This window comes from Mycobacterium sp. NGS67, from assembly GCF_059812185.1.
On record NZ_JCALCF010000037.1, the window covers coordinates 26,668 to 46,543 of the forward strand.

Annotated in this window: 19 protein-coding genes; 8 read left to right on the forward strand and 11 right to left on the reverse strand. The window is 65.7% G+C overall.

What is annotated here, in order from left to right; all coding sequences use genetic code 11:
- The first annotated feature begins 93 nt into the window (after positions 1-93).
- Positions 94-1,404 carry a M23 family metallopeptidase gene (locus tag AC5Y4D_RS24205; protein ID WP_500038411.1) on the forward strand — a complete coding sequence of 437 codons (1,311 nt, stop codon included), beginning with the start codon at positions 94-96 and terminating at the stop codon, positions 1,402-1,404.
- A gap of 11 nt (positions 1,405-1,415) precedes the next feature.
- The gene (locus tag AC5Y4D_RS24210) at positions 1,416-2,399 is read left to right on the forward strand and encodes an alpha/beta fold hydrolase (RefSeq protein ID WP_499990448.1); all 984 of its coding nucleotides are present in this window, start codon (positions 1,416-1,418) and stop codon (positions 2,397-2,399) included.
- On the opposite strand, the gene AC5Y4D_RS24215 is transcribed toward AC5Y4D_RS24210, so the two are convergent.
- The 5 genes from AC5Y4D_RS24215 to AC5Y4D_RS24235 all read right to left on the reverse strand — a co-directional run bounded on the left by AC5Y4D_RS24215 (position 2,396) and on the right by AC5Y4D_RS24235 (position 7,422).
- Positions 2,396-3,202 carry an MBL fold metallo-hydrolase gene (locus AC5Y4D_RS24215; RefSeq protein ID WP_499990450.1) on the reverse strand — a complete coding sequence of 269 codons (807 nt, stop codon included), beginning with the start codon at positions 3,200-3,202 and terminating at the stop codon, positions 2,396-2,398. The genes AC5Y4D_RS24210 and AC5Y4D_RS24215 overlap by 4 nt on opposite strands.
- Positions 3,203-3,273: 71 nt before the next feature.
- Positions 3,274-4,386 carry an ABC transporter substrate-binding protein gene (locus AC5Y4D_RS24220; RefSeq protein WP_499990451.1) on the reverse strand — a complete coding sequence of 371 codons (1,113 nt, stop codon included), beginning with the start codon at positions 4,384-4,386 and terminating at the stop codon, positions 3,274-3,276.
- Positions 4,387-4,696: 310 nt separating this feature from the next.
- Positions 4,697-5,047: a hypothetical protein gene (locus AC5Y4D_RS24225; protein WP_499946097.1), complete on the reverse strand. Its 351-nt coding sequence runs from the start codon at positions 5,045-5,047 to the stop codon at positions 4,697-4,699.
- Between the two features lie 158 nt (positions 5,048-5,205).
- A complete protein-coding gene (locus AC5Y4D_RS24230; RefSeq protein ID WP_499990452.1) occupies positions 5,206-6,402 on the reverse strand; it encodes a cytochrome P450 in 1,197 nt (398 codons plus the stop codon).
- 3 nt (positions 6,403-6,405) lie between these two features.
- Entirely contained in the window at positions 6,406-7,422 is a 1,017-nt protein-coding gene (locus tag AC5Y4D_RS24235; RefSeq protein ID WP_499990454.1) for an LLM class flavin-dependent oxidoreductase, read from the reverse strand.
- Between the two features lie 151 nt (positions 7,423-7,573).
- Here AC5Y4D_RS24235 and AC5Y4D_RS24240 point away from each other — a divergent pair, with 151 nt between their 5' ends.
- Positions 7,574-8,419 (forward strand): SDR family oxidoreductase, encoded by an 846-nt coding sequence (locus AC5Y4D_RS24240; protein ID WP_499946058.1) that lies wholly within the window; start codon positions 7,574-7,576, stop codon positions 8,417-8,419.
- A gap of 79 nt (positions 8,420-8,498) precedes the next feature.
- On the opposite strand, the gene AC5Y4D_RS24245 is transcribed toward AC5Y4D_RS24240, so the two are convergent.
- Together AC5Y4D_RS24245 and AC5Y4D_RS24250 are read right to left on the reverse strand one after the other, a co-directional pair.
- Entirely contained in the window at positions 8,499-9,560 is a 1,062-nt protein-coding gene (locus AC5Y4D_RS24245; protein WP_499990457.1) for an NAD(P)H-dependent amine dehydrogenase family protein, read from the reverse strand.
- Positions 9,561-9,571: 11 nt separating this feature from the next.
- Positions 9,572-10,537 (reverse strand): LLM class flavin-dependent oxidoreductase, encoded by a 966-nt coding sequence (locus tag AC5Y4D_RS24250; RefSeq protein ID WP_499946056.1) that lies wholly within the window; start codon positions 10,535-10,537, stop codon positions 9,572-9,574.
- Positions 10,538-10,720: 183 nt separating this feature from the next.
- Between AC5Y4D_RS24250 and AC5Y4D_RS24255 the strand changes: the two genes are divergently transcribed.
- Positions 10,721-11,923 carry a MalY/PatB family protein gene (locus AC5Y4D_RS24255; protein WP_499990458.1) on the forward strand — a complete coding sequence of 401 codons (1,203 nt, stop codon included), beginning with the start codon at positions 10,721-10,723 and terminating at the stop codon, positions 11,921-11,923.
- An 8-nt stretch (positions 11,924-11,931) separates the two neighbouring features.
- Here the strand turns inward: AC5Y4D_RS24255 and AC5Y4D_RS24260 are convergent, their stop codons facing one another.
- Positions 11,932-12,453: a PadR family transcriptional regulator gene (locus tag AC5Y4D_RS24260; RefSeq protein WP_499990459.1), complete on the reverse strand. Its 522-nt coding sequence runs from the start codon at positions 12,451-12,453 to the stop codon at positions 11,932-11,934.
- A gap of 155 nt (positions 12,454-12,608) precedes the next feature.
- Between AC5Y4D_RS24260 and AC5Y4D_RS24265 the strand changes: the two genes are divergently transcribed.
- Both AC5Y4D_RS24265 and AC5Y4D_RS24270 read left to right on the forward strand, forming a co-directional pair.
- Positions 12,609-13,376, forward strand: coding sequence for a DUF3159 domain-containing protein (locus AC5Y4D_RS24265; RefSeq protein ID WP_499990486.1), 768 nt, complete (start codon positions 12,609-12,611; stop codon positions 13,374-13,376).
- Between the two features lie 31 nt (positions 13,377-13,407).
- Positions 13,408-14,055, forward strand: coding sequence for a TetR/AcrR family transcriptional regulator (locus AC5Y4D_RS24270; protein ID WP_499990460.1), 648 nt, complete (start codon positions 13,408-13,410; stop codon positions 14,053-14,055).
- Positions 14,056-14,082: 27 nt separating this feature from the next.
- On the opposite strand, the gene AC5Y4D_RS24275 is transcribed toward AC5Y4D_RS24270, so the two are convergent.
- Positions 14,083-15,204 (reverse strand): DUF1214 domain-containing protein, encoded by a 1,122-nt coding sequence (locus AC5Y4D_RS24275; RefSeq protein ID WP_500038412.1) that lies wholly within the window; start codon positions 15,202-15,204, stop codon positions 14,083-14,085.
- Between the two features lie 62 nt (positions 15,205-15,266).
- On the opposite strand from AC5Y4D_RS24275, the gene AC5Y4D_RS24280 reads away from it, so the two are divergent.
- Positions 15,267-16,526 (forward strand): sulfotransferase family protein, encoded by a 1,260-nt coding sequence (locus AC5Y4D_RS24280; RefSeq protein ID WP_500038413.1) that lies wholly within the window; start codon positions 15,267-15,269, stop codon positions 16,524-16,526.
- Here the strand turns inward: AC5Y4D_RS24280 and AC5Y4D_RS24285 are convergent.
- Complete coding sequence (locus tag AC5Y4D_RS24285; protein ID WP_500038414.1) at positions 16,510-17,244, reverse strand: 3'(2'),5'-bisphosphate nucleotidase CysQ; 735 nt, start codon at positions 17,242-17,244, stop codon at positions 16,510-16,512. The genes AC5Y4D_RS24280 and AC5Y4D_RS24285 overlap by 17 nt on opposite strands.
- Before the next feature lie 63 nt (positions 17,245-17,307).
- Positions 17,308-18,498, reverse strand: coding sequence for an acyl-CoA dehydrogenase family protein (locus tag AC5Y4D_RS24290; protein ID WP_500038415.1), 1,191 nt, complete (start codon positions 18,496-18,498; stop codon positions 17,308-17,310).
- Positions 18,499-18,770: 272 nt separating this feature from the next.
- On the opposite strand from AC5Y4D_RS24290, the gene AC5Y4D_RS24295 reads away from it, so the two are divergent.
- Positions 18,771-19,876, forward strand: a 1,106-nt coding sequence (locus AC5Y4D_RS24295) for a serine/threonine-protein kinase (protein WP_500038416.1), incomplete at its 3' end; no start/stop codon positions are given.

Genomic DNA, 19,876 nt, shown 5'->3' on the forward strand with positions numbered 1-19,876 from the left:
TCGTTACCGTTCTTTTCAAGTGCCGTGACGCAACCGCGACTCGAGGGAGCCGACGGTGGCCGAGCGTACGGCTGACCAAGGAGGCAACACCAGATGGCGAAGCGGCACCGTTGCTGGGTAAAGCTGGCAGCCATCGGGTTCGCCTTCGTGCTTGCCGGCTGTGCATCGGCGCCCAAGCAGCCCGCCGGCGGCGCACCCCCGACCAGCGACCCGCTGGCCGGCGTCACCGTCCCGGATGCCTTCACGCCGTTGACGGTGTCACCGATCAGCCGGCCGACCTTCGCGTTTCCCGGTACCGACGACAAGTACCACCTGGCGTTCGACATGCAGGTCACCAACTCGACGGCGGAGCCGGCCACCCTGACCGGGGTGGACGTGGTCGACGGCCGGGACCCCAAGAGGGTGTTGGCGTCATATTCGGGAAATCAACTGGTCGATCCCGCCTGCAACTACGGCAACTGCAACCGGCTGCGCCTGGTGCCCGCCGCGCCCGCACCTGACTTCACCATCGCGCCGCAGTCGTCGCGGTCGTTGCTCGTCGACTTCCGGCTCGACAACCTCTCGGATTTCCCGAAAGCGGTGATGCTGCGGCTGCACGGCACCGGCGTGAGTAATCCGAGCGCCGCCAAGACATCCGGCCCCATCGACACCCTCGGCGCACCGTTCGACATCTCGGCCGGGACGCCGCGCATCATCGGTTCGCCCTTGCGCGGCAACAATTGGGTCGCCTTCAACGGCTGCTGCGAACCGGGGTGGGCGCACCGTGACGCCATCCTGCCGGTCAACATGAAACTCAACAACAGCCAGCGCTTCGCGATCGACTGGATGCGGATGAACGACCAAGGCAATTTCTACGTGGGCGACCGAACGGTGAATGAGAGCTACATCAGCTACGGGACACCGGTTTACGCGGTCGCCGACGGCACCGTGGTGTCGACGCTGGACAGCATCGAAGCCAACAAGCCGGGCATCCTGCCGTCATCCGATCCCGCGTTGGCCGCGAAACTCACCGTGGAGAACATCGACGGCAATCACATCATCATGGACATCGGCGACGGGGTCTATGCCATGTACGCCCATTTCATCCAGGGATCACTGCTGGTGAAACCGGGCGACAAGGTCAAGAAGGGACAGCAGATCGCCGAGCTGGGCAATACCGGCAATTCGAATGCGCCGCATCTGCACTTTCAGCTGATGAGTGGTCCGTCTCTGCTCGAAGCCGACGGATTGCCTTACGCGCTCGAGGGTTTCAGCTACCAGGGCCAGGTCAGTACGACGGCGGTGTTCAATGCCGACAACTACCTCAGCGGCTCCTTTCTCGGCCCGGAGATGCTGCCCACCCCGCAACTGAAGGGCAACCAGTTGCCGCTACTGCTGGCCGTCGTGACGTTCCCGCAAACCTGAGAGGCTCGACGATGGACATCTTCGTGGAATGGCACACCGGCGGAACCGAATTGAGCTGGTCGACCACCGACGCCAACGACCGGCAGCCGGTCACGGTGTTCCTGCGACGATTCGGTACACCGGGCAAACCAGCGCTGGTCTGTGTGCACGGCTTTCCCACGTCGAGCATCGACTACTTTCCGCTGGCGCGGGAATTGGGCGGCGAATTCGAGATTTTCGCGCTGGATTTCCCGGGCTATGGCGTCTCCGACAAACCACCCGAGCCGTACGTCTATTCGCTCTACGACGACGCGCGACTGCTCGTGCATGCCATCACCGAGGTGTGGAAACTGAGCGACTACCGCATGATCACCCACGACCGCGGCTGCAGCATCGGCATGATCGCGCTAGGCCTGCTCGCTGAGAAGTCAGCGCTGCCTGTCGATTTGATCATCACCAACGGCAACATCTATCTCCCGCTGTCCAATCTGACCGCCTTTCAGCTCGCGCTCCTCGACGCCGCGTCGGGTCGTGCCGCTGCTGCCGAGACGACGCCGGAGCTGTTGGCCGCCGGCCTCGGGGTCACCACGTTCATGCCGCGCCGGATGCCGGACGATCCGGAGATCTCGGCGCTGACAAAGTGTTTCGCCTACAACGACGGGATTAGGGTGCTGCCGGACACGATCCAGTACCTGCACGAGCGGGCCGCCGACGAGAAGCGTTGGCTGGAAGCGCTTTCGCAGTTGCCGGTCAACGTGACCCTGATCTGGGGCCTGCACGACACTGTCGCCCCGCTGCGGGTCGCGAACCATGTCTGGCATACCTACCTGCGGGGGATGCCCGGTCGGAGCCGCTACTGGGTGGTCCCGACGGCCGATCATTACCTGCAATGTGACGCACCCGCCGAACTGGCGCAGATCATTCGTCTGACCGCGCAGGGCGCCGACATCGCGCTGCAGCTGCAGACCCTCGGCGAGCGGCCCGAGGGCGCGGTGCTGGTGGATCAGGCGAGCTAAACCGACACCGAGTGACCGCGTTCGATCTCCAGGATGCGGTCGTCGAGACCGCGGCGTTTCATCTCGGCCTTGAAGTCGGACAGCGGTGAGGCGAACACCGTGTAGTCGTCGAAGTGAACCGGGATGACCTTGGGCAGGTCGAGCCGTTCGACGAGCCCGCTACCTTGCTGCCCGTCCATGGTCACGGTCAACCCGAACGGCAATCGCGCGCCGGCGGGCAGGCGGGTTCCGCCGAGGTGGAGGATGCCCGCGTCGATGGCGTCGAACCGGACCGGGATCTCGCCGAGTTCGTCGATGAGCAGCGTATCTCCGGAGATGTAGAGACGCCGCCTGGTCGGGCTGTCCACTGTTCCGAATTCGAGCATGCTGCCCATGACCGGCGGGAGCAGGCGCTTCGTCCACAGCGGGGCGTGACGACCCGGCAGCGCCGTCACGGTGAGCTGGACATCCCCCTTGACCATCGTGTGCGCCTGCCACGTCGACAATGCGGCGGCGTGCTCGAAACCTTTGGAGTGCAACCGGTTCGCCGCCGCCGGGGTGGTCAGGACCGGAAGTTCACGGTCCAGCCCTTTCGTCGTCACCCGGTCCCAGTGGTCGCCGTGCAGATGCGACAGCAGCACGACGTCGATGGACGGGAGCTGGTCGATCGTCAGCGCGGGTGCCTTGCGGCGTTTGGATACCAGGCCGTAGCCGAGATAGGCGTGCTGACCCTTGTGCAGAAAGTTGGGATCGGTGAGCACGGTGATGTCGCCGGCACGGATGAGCGTGGTGGCGTTGCCGATGAACGTGACGGTGATGTCCATGATTGCTGCGAGTTCCCGGAGAACGGCGGACAAAACGTGTCGTCGTTGATCCGGTCAGGCGCAGGCGGGACTTACTCTTCCCCGAAGCGGTCGATCAGGTGGGAGTTCACGCCGTCGGCATCGAGCCGACGGGCCACCAGGTAACCCGCACCCATCCACGCCCGACGCGTCCAGTTGCCGAACGACACCCGCGTGCCGGGTGCGCCGGACGCCGCCGGCATCATCTTCACCCGCTCCAGCGCCTCCTTGACACCGCGCGGACTCAACGGGTGTGCGTCGGCGAGTGCCCGCAGCAGGGTGCATGCGATGTCCCTGTTGACCACCGGCACGCACCATTCCGGCCGGCGACCGTACTCCTGGCGGTATTCGTCCAGGAACTTCTGCCCGACCGTATTGCCCTCGTCGTACTGGTCCACACCTGTCCAGCCCATGAACGCGTTCCACATGATCGGATTGAGCCAGGCGTTCTGGAAAGCGGTGCCGCAGTAGCGCGGCGGGTCCCAGCCCAGGGCCTGGAGTGCGGGATTGACGAAGACCACGCCGAACCCGAAGCCGCAGTGCACGATTGCCTGCGGCTTGGCTGCGTGAAGGGTGTTCACCGCGGCGGTCACGTCCTGCGCCGTCTGCGCTATCGACGCTTCGGCCACCACCCGAATACCCTTACGCCTGCACGCATCCCGAAGATTCCGCAGATAGGTCTCCCCGACTATCGACTGCTCGACCAGTACGCCGACTTCGGTGTGGCCCGCCTTCGTCAACAGGTCGGACCAGAAGATCGGCTCGTCGGTGTGTGAGCCCATCGGAAAAGCGAAGAACCATTCGCCAAGTGCGACATCGGATCCCGTCACACTGATGCAGGGCACCTTGAAACGTTCCTCGATCGCCTCCCGCGCCGGGATCGCGTTGTCGGCGATGCTGGGGCCGAAGATCGCCAGGCAACCTTCGTCGCACAACGCGCCGTAGGCGTCGATGACCGCTTTGACCGAACCCTTCGGCAGGCCTTCCACTTCGCGGTAGAGGATCTCGATCGGCCGGTCTATCAACCCCTGTTCGACCGCTTGTTTGAACACCAGATCGAACGGTTGGGTCAAGTCCTCGAAGTAGGTCTTCGGGAAGCCTTCGGGTAGCAGAAAGTCCATCAGGTAGCCGATTTTGATTGGCTGCGCGGTGCTTTCGTAGGACACTCATTCTCCTAGCCTGAGGATTGAAACCTAACAGTTGTTCATCGTGCAGAGACCTGAGTGCCGAGTCAACAATCGCCCGCCCGTTGGGTCACATGCACCAGATAAGTCACCGTCCCAACACAGTTGGCCGTATGCCCACCTCCGCGCGACTTGCCCACCCATGCGCGACATTCCCGCTCGAAGCAGTTCCGGCACTGAAGCACACCCCCCACATCGGTCAACATCCGCGGATAGTTCGCCTGATGCCCACCTCAGCGCGACTTGCCCGCCCCAGCGCGACATTCGCCAGCATTGCCGCGACCCACGCCGCCTAAGAATCGCGTGGGTCGGTGTACCCAATCTCCTCAAGCATCCGTCGCGCGTCCGCCTCACCGCGGAGCGCCAGCACTCGTTGATGTATACGGTGCTGGGTGCTGCGCGGAATGCCGGATGGACCATACTTGCCCCAACCGATTCGCTTTACTCGGCCTCGGGAAATTTCCCAACGCAAAGCATCCGAGATGGCTTTCGACGGTCGGCCGGTGACGCCAAAGCCGTGATGGCTCAATGCTTTCGTCATCTCGGGGATAGTCGCCTGCCCGTGCAACTGTAGCTGCCAGGCAAGTACGTAACGCAGTTCGATTCCGCTCAGGATGAGAGTCATGAGGCTACCGTTACACATTGGTATGACATTCAGCGGCCACTTCGAGGGCATAGAAGCGTCACGCGCACAGGGTGTCGCGCATGGGTGGGCAAGTCGCGCTGAGGCGGGCATGGCGCCAACTGTCTCGACGCGGTGACGGATGGGGCGCGTGTGACAGAGAACCCCGGTGAACACAGCTACGCGGTGATAACCGGTAGGCTCGCCCAGCCGCGCACGCTACTGGTGTGCGCCTTGACGGCGTTGTCGTAGTCCACCGACCACTGCGGCCAGCGTTTGATCACCTCTTCCAAGACCACCCGCGCCTGCATGCGCGCCAGGGCCGACCCAAGACAGAAGTGCAGTCCGTGCCCGAAGCTGAGGTGGCTGGCGCCGCGGTGGATGTCGAAGCGCTCGCCGTCGGCGAACTTACGCTCATCGCGATTGGCTGACCCGTTGAGCAGCAACATGATCGAGCCTTCCGGTACCAGCGTGCCGCGGCATGAGACATCATGCGCGACGTAACGTGCCTGCACCGGTGAGGGAGCCTCGTAGCGCAGGGTCTCCTCGATCGCCATCGGGATCAGCGACGGGTCCGCCACGAGTTCGCGACGCTGCTCGGGGTGTTCGGCGAGCAGCTGACCCAGGAATCCGATCAGCCGTGTCGTGGTCTCGTTGCCGGCGCCGGCGATCGTGCTGGTGTACATCAGCACCTCGGTGCGGTCCAACCGTCGCGTGACACCGTTCTCTTCGATCTCGGCGTTCAGCAGCGCCGTCATCAGGTCGTCGGACGGATGCTCGGTCCGCCAGTCGATGTAGTCGGAGAACACTTCGTAGCTCTTCTCGAACAGGTCGGCGTCGACCGCACGAAAGGTGCCCTCGCGCAAGTTGATTGCCCGTCCGCCGCGGTCGCGGATCGCCGCCTGATTCTCTTCGGGAATCCCCAGCAGATAGCCGATGGTGCGCATCGGTACCATCGCGCCGAGGTCTTCGATGAAGTCGAACCGGCCCGACCCGATTAGCGGGTCGAGCGCCCGCACGCAGAAGTCCCGGGTCAGCGGTTCGATCGCTTCCATCCGCCGCGGCGTGAAAACCCTTGACAGCAAACGGCGATGCAGGTCGTGCAGGGGCGGATCCTCGAACAGGATCACCCCCGGCGGCACCTGGACACCGCTCATGATGATGTCCATGGTGGTGCCGCGGCCCGACCGGTAGGTCTCCCAGTTCGTCAGCTCAGGCGCGACATCCTCGTACCGGCTCAACGCGTAGAAGTCGTACTTTTCGTTGTGATACAGCGGAGCCTCGTCCCGCATCCGCTTCCAGACCGGGTACGGGTCGTCGTCGATGTCGAAATCGAAAGGGTCATAATAGATCTCAGTGGCGCTCGCCCCGGTCATGGGTCACCCGTTCTTGTTGGAGAGCAACTCGCCGTCGCCGGGCGGCGCCCCGGACGCCTCCGGTAGCACGACCTCGCCGACGCGCTTGAGATACGGCCACGCCACCTCGGGCGGGAGCCCGCCGCACAGCGGTGACAACGTCAGCATCTTTCCGGCCCGCACCCGCGAGACGGCTTCGTCCACGGTGATGATCACGTGCGACGTGCCCGTCTCCCGCAGCTCGTCCACGGTCGTGACGTGCGAGAAACCCGCGGACGTCTGGTTGCCGGGATTCCATTCGGCATAAGTGCGCGCGTCATGCAACAGGTGCTCACCGAGCTCCGACCAGGCCTGCTCGACGTCGTCGGCGACGAAAGTGACCGAGGGCGTGTTGCGGTCGGGGAAGAAGGCCGGCCCGACCTCGTGTCCGTGCTTGCGGCACGAATCCTCGTATGCCGCACGCATTCCCGGGACGTTACCGTTGGCCAGCATCCCGAGTCCGTAGCGACCGGCGCGGCGCGCCGCGGCCAGGCTGCCGCCGCCCCACATCATCGCCGGACCGCCCTTGGTGAGCGGCTGAGGCGTCACGAAGATCCGCCGGCCATCTTCGACGACCGTCTCACCGGCCAGCAGTCGGCGCAGCAGACCCAGCTTCTCGTCGGCCAGCCGACCCCGATCACCCAGTTCCAGCCCGAAGATGTCGTACTCCTCGGGGCGGTATCCCAGCGCCATGATGTAGGACGCCCGGCCGGCGCTGAGAATGTCGAGCACGGCGATGTCCTCAGCGAGCCGGACCGGGTCGTAGAACGGCAGGATCAGGATCAAGCTGAGCGCCAGGCGCTCGGTGCACGCCGCCACCGCCGAACCCAGCAGCATCGGTGACGGCAGATAACCGTCCGGGGAACCATGGTGCTCACACACGACGGCTGCCAGGCACCCGTGCCCCTCCGCCCACGCGCACATCTGCGGCGCGGCGGCATACAGCGCCGTCGGGTCGGCTCCGAACGCCGGAGCCCGCATGTCGAAGCGCAGGGTGAACACAGCTACTCCTAGCCGACCTAATATTTGTCTCACGTACGCTACGTGGGACCCGCGATCGAGGTCAACCGCTGAAACCGGGACAGGTTTGTAACTTACAGCTGGTCCGGATATTGTAACGTCGGTGCATTAACCACCAGCGAAAAGAGGAAAGATGACGACGGCGTCAGACTTACTGGGTTATGAAGGAAAGCGCGTTCTGGTGGTCGGTGGTGCGACCGGCATGGGCGCAGCCGCGGCGCAGATCGCCAAGGATCTCGGCGCACACGTCACGGTGATGGACTTCGCGCCCGTCGACTTCGACACCGACAAGGTGATCTCGCTCGACCTCAGCGACCAGGACTCGATCGACCGTGCGGTCGACGAGCTTGACGGACCCGTCCACTCGCTGTTCTCCGCCGCCGGTGTCGCCGACGGCCCGAAGCTGATGCAGGTGAACTTCATCGGGCACCGCCACCTGATCGAACGGTTGCTCGACAAGGACCTGCTCCAGCGCGGCGCGGCCATCTGCTTCATCTCGTCGGTGGCAGGCATGGGGTGGGAGAACGACCTGGAACTGGTGCAGGACTTCCTGGCCACGCCCGACTACAAGTCGGCGCACGACTGGTGCCAGGAGCGCGAGCCGAAGGGAATCATCCACTACGGCTTCAGCAAGAAGGCGATCAACGGCTACGTCGCCTGGCAGGGCTACCACTTCCAGAAGAAGGGCATCCGGATCAACGCCGTCTGCCCGGGCCCCACCGACACTCCGCTGGCCCGCGCGAACGCCGACCTGTGGCTGACCTTCGCCCAGGACTACCGCGACGACACCGGCACCGCGACGCTGACCCCCGAGGACATCGGCAAGGCGATGATCATGCTCAACAGCGACGCCTCGGGCTCCATCAACGGCATCACGCTCAACGTCGACCAGGGCCACGCCATGTCATCGATCACCGGTTCATATGCGCCGGGCAAGGCGATCATGGACCTGATCACCGGCCGGGTCCAGCTGGCCTGAGCCCTGCCTGAGTCTGCGCGAGCAGACGCAAAAGCACCTCATTTCGTGCCGAAATGAGGTGCTTTTGCGTCTGCTCGCGCTATTCAAAAGCGTGCCGCGGCAACGTCGTCGGTAGGTCCAACGAGCTGAGCAGTCCCGGCGGCGCGGCCACCACATAGGGGATCGCGTTGACGACGCGCATCGCCGTGGCGGCCATCGCCGCCCGTCCGGCGCCGTGCCCCTCGGCCGCGCCGAGCGTCAGCACACAGTGGATGTCGGGATCCCCGTCGATGTCGACCCGGTAGGTCGCGTCGAACTCCGAAGCCGGCCAGTCGGGTGCGACGTCGCGCGCCATCCGGATCACGTGTTCGATCACGATGGCCTCGCGGCCGTTGACCACCGCCGCGGCCCGGGTGCGCACCGCACCACACGTGCCCGCGGGGATGGTGCCGAACGCCACCTGGATGTCGCGATCGGTCAGCTCGCGGTCCAGCGTGCCGCGCACTTCCTCGATTTGCACGCCCAGCCCGTCGGCAATCAGGTAAAGCGGTGCCTTCCATGCCATTTCGATGAAACCAGGCGTCTTGAGCATCGGCTCGAAATCCAGCGGACGGCCGAATCCCATGCCGTCCATCATCACGTCGGCCACCGGATAGTGATCATTGAGCGCCACCTCGCTGACAGTGATGCGGCGGATGCTCTTGGATTGGGTGGTCATCAGCAGGGCCAACTCGTCGGAGGCGAAACCGGGAAAGATCCCAGACACGTAGAACGAAGCCCCGCCGGCGCGGGCGGCCGCCTCGAGTTGGCCGCGCCAGTCCGGCGCGAAGTAGGACGGCGGATGGACCAGACTGGTCGACGACGTCGACACCACGTTGATGCCCGCCGACAGCAACCGCAGGTAGTCGGGCACCGCGCCGGCGTCGCGCTCGGGACCGCTGGCGGCATAGACCACGCAGTCGGGCCGCAAGGCCAGCAGCGCGTCGGCGTCGTCGGTCGCCGCCAATCCCAGCGGCGCCCCGCCGCCCAGCTCACCCGCGTCCCTGCCGACTTTGTCCGGCGAATGTACCCACACGCCAACCAATTCCAGGTCCGGCCGGCGCCGGATGGCGTCGATAGCAATGGACCCCACTCCCCCGGTCGCCCACACGACAACGCGCATCGCAGTCTCCTTCACGTCTGAACCGCTGCGGCGGCGAATTCCAGGTAGGGCCACGCCACGTCCGGCGACACGCCACCGCACAGCGGATGCAACGGCAGCGGCCGTCCGCTACCGACGTACTCGACGGCTTGCTGCACGGTGAGGATGCGGTACGGGCCGCCCTCTTCCCGGAGCGCAGCCACGGTGTCGGCGCGGGTGATGCTGGCGACCGTGTCGTCGTGCGGCCGGTAGGACGCCGCCATCTTCGCGTCGTGCAGAAGGTGGGGACCCAGTTCCCGCCAGGCTTTGTCGACATCGTCGGCGACGAACACCGTGGTCGGCGTGCCGGGCACCGGGCCTTGGTAGGGTCCCGGCTCGTATCCGTTTGCGCGACACTGGGATTCGTAATACTCCCGCAGACCCGGCGAGTCGGTCTGGGAGATGAAGCCGAGCCCGTGGCGACCCGCCCGCCGGGCCGCGGCCTTGCTGCCCCCGGCGATCAGCATCAGCGGGCCGTCGGCGGTGGCGCACCGCGGGGTGACCCGGACCTGACGGGCGCGGTATTGCACGGTCTCGCCGCGCACCAACGGAGCGAGCACACTGACGATCTCGTCGGCCACCCGGCCGCGCGTCGTCATGTCGATGCCGAAGTGCTCGTACTCTTCGGCGCGATGCCCCACACCCAACGCGTAGGACACCCGTCCCCGGCTGATCAGGTCCAGTACGGCGATCTCCTCGGCCAGTCGGACCGGGTCCCACATCGGGATCGGTACCGCCGCAACCAGAATCGCCAAGTGCTTGGTGCGCGAAGCGATGGCCGAGGCCAACATCAGCGGCGCCGGCAGGTGGCCGTCGTCGGCGCCATGGTGCTCGGACAAGATGACCAGCACCGCTCTGCGCGTCTCCGCCCAGGCGCACATGTCGACAGCCGCGCCGTAGAGGTCGGCGGCCGACCCGGCCCAACTGGGCGCGCGCATGTCGAACCGGAGGGTGAACACTCTCGCACCCTAACCTAATGTTTGTTCAATCCACCATGCCGCTGACCCTCCCCGCGAGCAGACGCAGAATCGCACAAATCGAGCGATTTCAGTGCGATTCTGCGTCTGCTCGCGGGAGAACGGGCGCGGGTGCGGAAGAACGGGCGCGGGCGCGGGAGAACGGGCGCGGGCTAAAATCCTCGGGTGACGGCTAACCCCCTCGAGGAGTTGACGCTCGACCAGCTACGCCGGCGCAGCAGTATGAAATGGCGGGCGCACGCAGCCGATGTGCTGCCGTTGTGGGTCGCCGAGATGGATGTCAACCTGGCGCCGGCAGTGGCCGAAGCCATCCATCGGGCCGTCGATTCCGGCGACACCGGATACCCGCACGGCAAGGACTACGCCAAGGCGGTCGGCGAATTCGCCGCGCAGCGCTGGCAGTGGGACATGGCGGTGGGCCGGACCCGCGTCGTTCCCGACGTCATGCTGGGAATCGTCGAAATGCTGCGGCTGGTGACCGACCGCGGCGACACCGTCATCGTCAATTCACCTGTCTACGCGCCCTTTTACGCCTTCGTCGCGCACGACGGGCGCGTGGTGGTCGAGGCGCCGTTGGGTACCGACGGCCGAATCAACCTGGACGCGTTGCAGGATGCGTTCGCGCGTGGTCGCCGCTCGGCCGGCCCCGGCGGCAAAGTTGCCTACCTGCTGTGCAATCCGCACAACCCGACCGGAGCGGTGCACACCGCCGACGAACTGCGCACCGTCGCCGAACTGGCTCGCCGCTTCGATATTCGGGTGGTCTCCGACGAAATTCACGCGCCGCTGATCCTGTCCGGGGCGCGGTTCACCCCGTATCTCAGCGTGCCCGGCGCCGAGAATGCCCTGGCGCTGACATCGGCCTCCAAGGCCTGGAACCTCGCGGGTATCAAAGCGGCCATCGCCGTGGCCGGCCCCGAGTCGGCCCCCGAACTCCGCCGGATGCCCGAGGAAGTCGGCCACGGGGCCAGCCATCTGGGCTTGATCGCGCACACGGCAGCATTCACCGCCGCCGGCACCTGGCTGGATGCACTCCTGGCCGGCTTGGACGAAAACCGTACGTTGCTAGGCGATCTGGTTGCCGAACACCTTCCGGGCGTGCGGCTGCTGCGCCCTGAAGGGACCTACCTGGCTTGGCTGGACTGCCGCGAACTCGGCATCGACGACCAGGCCGGCGACGGCATCAAAGTTGTCTCCGACCTGTCCGGACCGGCCCGCTGGTTTCGCGACCACGCCCGCGTCGCGCTCAGCTCGGGACATGTGTTCGGCACCGGAGGCGCCGGACACGTCCGCCTCAACTTTGCCACCTCGAAAACCATTCTGACTGAGGCGGTCTCGCGCATGGGACGAGCGTTGCGCGAACGCTAGCGGGCACCTCACGCCCGCTTGTCGAGCCGCTCGATGACCCACTCGGCCCAGTCCATCTCGTGTTGCGTCCAGCGCAATCCCTGCTCGAGCACGGCGCGGGCGAAGAACGCGTCGTGGTCTTCCGACCAGTCGTAGGAGTCGAGGATCTTGCGATAGTGGGCGTGTTCCTGCCTGGCCACGGTCTGCAGGGATTCCAGATATTCCCGCGCCCGTTCGGGCGGCAGCTGCCCGAGCAGAAAGACGCGCAGCATCGCGGCGTTGCGGATCGGTGGATCCTCCTGCGGCGCCAACATCCAGCGATGCAGTTCGGCCCGGCCGGCATCGGTGATCGCGTACTCCTTGCGGCCCCGCGGGCCGCGGTCGGAGACCTCGATCAGCTTCTCGGCGGCGAGCTTGTTGAGCTCGCCGTAGAGCTGGCTCTGGGTTGCCGGCCACATGTTGTCCATCGACTCTTTGAACCGTTTCAGCAGGTCGTACCCACTGCCGGGTTCCTGGGACAGCAACCCGAGCGCGGCATGTCGTAGGCTCACCCGCCCATCCTAACCATCCGGTATTGACATGTCACTACTGATAGGTCATTATCGACATGTCAGTTTAGAAACGTTTTGGAGAACAGCTCATGACCCAGACAGTCCTCTTCGCCAACCGCGACCGGCAGCGGTCCGAGCGCCGCAGTGCCGGCAGCATGCTCGACGGATTCCTCAAGTCGCCCTTTTGCGGCATCGCGCCCTGGGCGCTGTTGTCGGTCCTGTCCCAACCCGGCCGCTTCGAGGTCGCAGTCGTTGCGGCGCTGGGTTTCTCGGTCCTGGTGATGCTGATTGGTCTTGTCCGCAACATCAAGATTCACTCGCTGGAGATGTTCGGCGCGGCGTTCTTCGGTGCGATGGCAATCGTCGGCTTGTTCGCCACGCACGACGTGATCCGCTTTCTGGAAGTGTGGGCCGGCGAGATCACCAACATCTCACTGGCGATGTTCGCCTGGTTCTCCGTGCTCATCCGCAAGCCCTTCACCATGGCCTACGCCAAAGACACCACACCGCAAGAGCATTGGGGTAGCCCGTTGTTCAAACAGATCAACAAGGTGATCTCGGCGGTGTGGGTCGGCGCGTTCACGTTCGCGGCGGGCGTCGGCTTCGTCGGCGACTACGTGCTGGGCGACCCGGGCAACTTCTGGACCGGCTGGATCCTGCAGCTTGGCGCGATCTTCTTGGCGGTCGCGTTCACCGAGTTCTACCCCGACTACGCCTCGGCCATGTCCGCACTCGACAACGGAGAGCCGGCGCAGGTCCCCTCGATCCTGCAGATCCTGGACTGGCTGCCTACGTTCATCATCGTGACCGGGATCGCCGGCCTGGCGACCGCGTCCATCGACACCGTCGTCGGCGTCGTGCTGATCGTGGTCGGCGGCGCGATCTCGGGCGTCCTGGCGAAGTTGCCGCCTGACCGGATTTGACAGCCGCACCCTCACCGTATGATTACTCACCGTGGGCCGAAAGGGTTGGGGCGGAGCGCCGCCCGCGGACGACGAGGAGGCGCGCAAGCGCATTGTCGACGCGGCTATCCGCAGCCTGGAGCAGCGCGGCCCACGACAGACGAGCATCTCGGTCATCGCTGACGACCTGGGCGTCACCCGACCTACCGTCTACCGGTATTTCCCGACGATCGACGACCTGGTCACGGCGGCCGGCGAAGTCGCCCTGGGTGGATGGACCGGGCGGATCGCCGACCTCGCCTCCGGTATCAGCGATCCCGTCGACCTGCTCGTCGAAACGGTCGCCTATCTCGTCGAGCAACTACCCGGTGAACCGTTGCTGATGATGCTCCTGGACGCCGAACGGGCCAAGCTGACCAGCCGGCAGATGGTCGTCGGAACGGCACTGAAGCGGTCGCGACTTCTGCTGGAACATACCGGAATCGATTGGGCCACATTGGGATACCGGGGAAAGGACTTCGACGACCTGGTCGAGTACCTGCTACGGCTGGTGCAGTCCATGGTGCTGGCGCCCCCGGACCCACCGCGCTCGGCGGCGCAGTTGCGTAAGGTGCTGCGCCACTGGATCGGCCCGGTGGTGCTGACCCCGCCCCGTTCCCTGCCGAGCAGACGCAAAAGCCCCCGAAAACGTCCCGTTTGAGGGGCTTTTGCGTCTGCTCGCGCAACGTTAGGTGACCGTCCGTGGGGCTTGGGAGGTCGGCATCACGGCGGTGACGGGCTGTGCCGGCAGTTCGTCGGCGTGAAACCAGCGGAACGACAGCAGCCCTTCCGGATGGTCCTTGGTCGAGATCGCGTTGGGATGCTCGAGTTGGCGCCGGGCGATCACGATGGTGACGGTGCCGTCGCTGTTGGGTACCGCGGAGCCGCAGTTGATCCCACCGCGGCCGTATTCCAGATCCGGCGCGGCCATGTACTGATTCCACAGCGTCAGATTCCAGAACCGGCACGGCGGATGAACCGAGGTGATCACCAGTGCCTCGTCGGGCTCCAGAGCATAGGTGCCCAACGAGTAGACCGCATTCTGCATCGAGTAGCCGTGCGTGGCGGCGCCGGCACGGTAGGGCGGGGCAAAGGCGTTGCTGAACTCGCTCTGTCCCGGGAATACCAGCGGCACGATGGCGAACATGTCCTGCGCGCAGCGCAACGCCGCCCGTAACGACTGTGCCACTGCCGCATCGCTTTTCAGTGGGACAGCGGGTTGTCCGCCATGGTCGACGACATCGATCGTCCAGTCCACCCGACGGGTACGCGCGGGATCCAGGTGGTAATCCCGGGTCAACACGCCGCGTGCGTCGCCGCCCAGCTCGATGAACGGCCCGTCGTAACCCGGCGGCCGCGCCGGGCCCAACACACAGGCGAACCGTCCTTCGGCGTCCAGGGGCATGTCCTGGTCGCACAGCACGCCGACCGTGCGATTGGGCCAGGCACCGGGCTCGGGTTCGTTGTAGACGGCGATCGAATACATCGCGCTGCCGTTCGGCGCGCCACTGACGCGGTAGGTGCGGCGCGGGTCGACGACGGCATAGCTGTAGTAAGCGTCGGTGTTGTCACCGCCCCAGCGACGGTCGTGGCGAAACGGCGTCAACAGATCGGCGAAACGGGGTGCCACCGGGTCCCCGAAGACGTTCACGTCGAAGGCCATCCCGAGCATGGTGGCCAGAAATCGATATCCCTCGGCGACGGCGGCCTCGCCGCGTACCGCCTTGGCGCCCTCGAGGAAGAGTTTGTCGAAATCAGCGAAGGCGCTGAGAAGTTCGCGCCACGCCGCCGAACTTTCGGGTGCAACCATCCGATCAAGTTACACCAGCGCCGATGTTGTAAAATCTGCACCGCTGGGAGTATGGTCCGACGGTGACCGACGTCGTGCACATCACCGACCTCGCCAGACCGACTTTCACGCCCGAAGCGCAGGCGATCATCGACGGCATGGCCGCCATGGCCGAGTACTGCCCACTCACCGTGGACGGTCTGCACGAACAAGCGTCCGCACAGAGCGGTCTGACCGACTTCGGCGACCAGGACTACCGCGAACGAATGGCGGTGCTGCTGCAGGCCTTTGGCGAATTGCCCCACTTCACCGCGTTCGGCCGCACCTACGCGTTCTCATTGATGCTGACCTTCCTCAAGGGTCGGCTGCGCGTCATCGACCACCTCAAGCGACACCCGGAGATCTTCGACGTCGAGATCGAGGCGCCGCTGGTGATCGCGGGGTTGCCACGCACCGGTACCACGCACCTGCACAGCCTGCTCGCGGCCGATCCGGCGCTGCGGTCGCTGCCGTACTGGGAGGCTCAGGAGCCGCTGCCCGCGCCGGGCGAGGAGGGCACCATCGAGCCGCGCCGCCTGCGCACCGGCGACGCGCTGAACATCTCGAACACGTTGATGCCGTATTTCACGTTGATGCACGAGATGACGATCGACCACATCCACGAGGACATCGGGCTGATGGTTCAGGACTTCTCCAGCGGGTTCTTCACCACGCTCACTCATCTGCCGAGATGGTCGGATTATCTGCGCGACAACGATCAGACGCCGGGCTACCAATTTCTGCGGATGATGTTGCAGGTGCTGCAGCACCAGGACGGCTACGACCGGCGCTGGGTGCTCAAGTCGCCGCAGCATCTCGAGCAGTTCGTCCCGATCCTGAACGTCTTTCCCGACGCGACGTTCGTCATCACCCACCGCGACCCGGTCGACGTCTCGATCTCGATGGCCACGATGATGACCTACACCATGCGCATGTCGGTGGATCAGGTCGACGTGCACACCGTCGCCGACTACTGGATCACCCGCATCGACGAGTTGCTCAGCGCATGCCTTCGCGACCACGACAAGTTGCCGGCCGAGCGCACCATCGACGTCCGCTTCGACGAGTTCATGGCCGACGATCTGGCCATGGTGCAACGCGTTTGGGACGTCGCGCGCTACGCGCCCTCCCCCGAGTCACGCACCGCGGTCGCCGACTATCTGGCCGGGCACCGCCGCGGCCGGCTGGGCCGGGTCGAGTACCACCCCGAGGACCTCGGCCTGGACAGGAACGAGCTGAGACGACGGTTCGCGCCGTATGTCGAACGGTTCGTCGACAGGACGAGCGTCACGAGCCGCGGGTGACGGCGAGTACCGCCTCGGCCAACTCGGGCCGGCACACCACCAGGTCCGGCAGTTTGGGATCGGGCTGGTTGTAAGCCAACGCCGACCCGTCGATGCGTGAGGTATGCAGGCCGGCGGCCCGGGCGACGGCTACCGGCGCGGCCGAGTCCCATTCGAACTGTCCCCCGGCATGGACGTAGACATCGGACACGCCCTGCACGATCGAGGCCACTTTGGCTCCGGCAGAACCCATTTCGACCAACGTGCCGTCCAGCGCATCGCGCACCGCCAGCGCGATCGCGGGTGGGCGGGTGCGCGACACCACGATGCGGGGCTTCCCGGCCCCGGCCGGCGGGGACACGACATTCGGTGTCGCCAGGGTGATCCCCTGCGCCGGCAGCGCCACGGCGCCGGCCACCAGCTCGCCGGCCTGCCACAGCGCGACGTGCACCGCCCAGTCGGCACGCTCGAGCTCGGAGAATTCGCGGGTGCCGTCCAGCGGGTCGACGATCCAGACCCGCTCCGAACGCAACCGGACCGGGTCGTCGGCGCCTTCCTCCGAAAGCACCGCGTCCCCCGGGCGCTCGTTGCTCAGTGCGTCCATCAGGAAAGCGTGAGAGCGCTTGTCCCCAGCGGCTTTTCGCTCCTTCGCGTCGGCGCTGGCGAACTCCTCGCGGACGGTGAGCAGTAACGTGCCCGCCTGGGTGGCCAGTTGCGCGGCCAGGTCATGGTCATTCATGCAAGCGGCTACCTCAGCGGGATGGGGGAAATGTTGGCTATATTAACCGACTTACCCACCTACTCAAAGCCCGAACTGGTCCTCGATGACACCCAGCCAGATCTGTGCCGAGTCGATGGCCACCTTCTCGCTGATGAACGCGTGCTGGGTGCCGGTGTAGATGTCGCGGAACGCGCGTTCGAGACGGCTCCCTTCGCGGATCGAGCTGGTGCCGGCCACCAGGTGCGACCACTCGGCACACTCGCGGGCGGTGTCGGTGGCGTAGACGGCGGCGGCGCGCATGTCCGCACGCAGGGTCGGGCTCAGATCGGCACCGGCGGCGACGGCGGATTCGGCGGCACCGAACGCGTCGAGAACCAACAGCCGGGCCGCACGCCACGCCGAAACGTGGTGTGCCAACCCTTTCTGGAACGTCGGACGGCTGGCCAGCGACGCCATGTCGCTCATCCGGAACTTCGTCGCGGCCAGTTCGGCGACGTCGTCGAGCATGCTCTTGGCGACTCCGAGCGCCCAGGACGCGTGCCCGGCGGCAGTCACCGGCATCAGACCCATCCGCGCTGCCGGCGAGGTTCCGCGCCGCGGCTGGCGGTCGAACAGCCCGAATGTGCGCCGGGCCGGCACGAACACGTCCTGCGCGCTGTAGTCGTAGGACCCGGTTCCCTTGAGGCCCTGCACATGCCAGCCGTCGTTGAACTGGATCTCCTCGCGCGGGATGACGGCCACCTGCATGTCGGGAACGCCTTCGCTGATCCAGCGCATCTCGCCGTTGTCCATCGGGAAGAAGCCCGCTGCGACGTACTGCGAGTGGCCGGTGCCGGAGCCGAAGCTCCACGACCCGGTGAGTCGGTAGCCGCCGTCGACGACGGCACCCTGCCCGTTGGGAAAGAACTGTCCGCCCATCGTGACGTGGTTGTCGTGGGCGGTGAACACTTCGGCGAACCCGTCGTCGGGCAGATAGGTGGCGGCGGCGAACCTGGACGGCAGGTTGGCGATTCCGATCCAACCGAAAGAGCCGTCCTGCCAAGCCATTTCGATCCACGTCTCGATCATCTCGGCCAGCGAGGGCTCGATCCCGCCGGCCTCGGGGGGACTCAGCGACGTCATCAGCCCGCTGTCCCACATCTCGTCGACGATGGCGTCGGTCATGGTGCGCAGCTGCTCGGATGCCGCGGCCTCGGCCTGCACCAGGTTGCGCATCCCCCGAGCTTGGGCGAGCACCTTGGACACCACCGGGCCGCCTGCTGTCCGTGTCATTTTGGTGTTCCTTTTCCAGTCAGCTTGCGACTCGAACAGTATGCACCCGCGCCCAGGTTTCAATTTCTCCGATTCCGGCTAATCCACGTGTGCGAAATTGCGCGGGACCAAGTATGCGTCCGTCGATAGCGGCACGAGGGGCACCGACCAGAATGAGAACGCATCCTCCGAGCTCCGCCCCCCTTCAAACTGGCAGTGCCTCAACAGCATTGGAACCGAGGGCTACGCTGTGCGGTCGCTATCAACTCGGGCCGGTCCTGGGTCGTGGTGGCATGGCGGAGGTTCGCGAAGGTCGCGATCTGAAGCTCGGCCGGCCGGTGGCGATCAAACTGTTGCACTCCGAAGGCGGTCGGGCCCAAGATCGGGTGCGGTTCGAGACTGAGGCGCGCGTCGCCGCGGCACAGACCAGCCCGCACATCGTGGTCGTCCATGATGTCGGCGAGCATGAGGGGTTGCCCTTCATCGTGATGGAGCGGCTGCCGGGCGTGTCGCTTGCCGACCACATCGCGCGAGGCCCACTGGAGCCGGCCTTCGTACGGTCCGTTCTCGACAGCATCCTCGCCGCGTTGATCGTCGCTCATGACGCCGGGGTGCTGCACCGCGACGTCAAGCCGGGCAACGTGTTGTTCACCGCCACCGGGGAGGCGAAGCTGGGGGACTTCGGAATCGCCAAGACCAACGGCGGGGCCCACACGATGACTGGCGAGATCCTGGGCAGCATGGCTTACCTGAGCCCAGACCGGTTGACCGGCAAACCGGCCACACCCGCAGACGACTTGTATGCCGTCGGCGTGGTTGGCTACGAGGCCCTGACCGGACGCCGACCGTTCCCGCAGACGAATCTCGGTGCCCTGGCTCGGGCGATCCTGCACGATTCGCCGGCGCCACTGTCGTCGCTGCGACCCGATGCTCCCCACCGCCTTGCGGCCGTGATCGAGCGGTCGATGGCGCGTGATCCCGCCGAGAGGTTCGAAGAAGCCGCAGCGATGCGTGCCGCGCTGACCGGTACCGGTCCGGCGTTCGTATCGCTTCCTCCGCGGACGTCTCCCCCGCCTACGAGAGCGATGACGGCACCACTTCCGAGTTCCGGCACCTACTCCTATGTGGGTCCGCCGCCTCAACCGAGCCTCGGCAGACGCAGGTGGTGGGCGGTGGCGCTCGTCGCGACCTTGCTGCTGGCAGCGATCCTGATTGCGGTCGGCAAGCCGTCCTCGGCACCACCGTCATCGCCGGTCACCACCACCACGCCCGCGCCGCCACCGCCGAGCACCACGCCGACGACGCCGCCCACATCGGCGGCGCAGACCAGCAGTGTCCCCGCGCCGGCACCGGGTCCGCCGGCGAACCCCCGCAAAAAACCCAAAGGCGGCAAGAACCA